The sequence below is a fragment of the Mycobacterium sp. E3339 genome (genome assembly GCF_001666915.1).
Taxonomy (GTDB): Bacteria; Actinomycetota; Actinomycetes; order Mycobacteriales; family Mycobacteriaceae; genus Mycobacterium.
In genome coordinates, this window is record NZ_LZIZ01000172.1 from 1 (window position 1) to 692 (window position 692).

A 692-nucleotide genomic window follows, 5' to 3' on the forward strand; every position below is an offset into this window, starting at 1 on the left:
GTGCCGAACGAAATCGTCGAGATCTGCACGCCCTCGGCCTTGGCGGCCCGGGCCGCGGTGAACGCCCCCTGCGGGGCGTTGGGATCCAGCGGCACATTCTCGGCGCCGTCCTGGCCGGCCTGTTCCTGAACCGCCGGCTGCCCTCCTGAGCGATCAGACCGGCAGTCGCCGGTTGATCAGCAGCGCCAGCGCCGTCGCGATCAGGGCGGTGAGCACGCCCAGGCGCAACCACCCGGCACTGCCGGGACCCGGCACGGTGCGGTAGCCGATGTCCTTCTCGATGGCGTTGTAGCTCTTGGACAGCTCGTCGACGGTGCCGGCGGTGTAGGACTGCCCGCCGGAGAGCTTGGCGATCATCTTCATCTGGTCCGTCGAGACCGGCACCGCGACCCGCTGCCCGTCCATCTCGATCTCGCCGGTCTTGGTGCCGAACGAAATCGTCGAGATCTGCACGCCCTCGGCCTTGGCGGCCCGGGCCGCGGTGAACGCCCCCTGCGGGGCGTTGGGATCCAGCGGCACATTCTCGGCGCCGTCCGACTCCAGCACAATGCGCGCCGGCGGCGGCGTGTCGCCACCGGTGATGGCGGTGGCGCTGACCGCGTGCAGGGCGGTGAAGATGGCCTGCCCGGTCGCCGTGCTGTCGGCGAAGTCGAGCTTCTTGAGCGCGTCGATCGTCGCCTGGTGCTGCGGCG

Annotated in this window: 1 pseudogene; it reads right to left on the reverse strand. The window is 70.5% G+C overall.

The annotated features are described in order from the left end of the window. Window positions 1–153: 153 nt before the first annotated feature. Window positions 154–692 (reverse strand): annotated as a pseudogene (locus A5702_RS15550) (hypothetical protein); the annotation flags it as partial.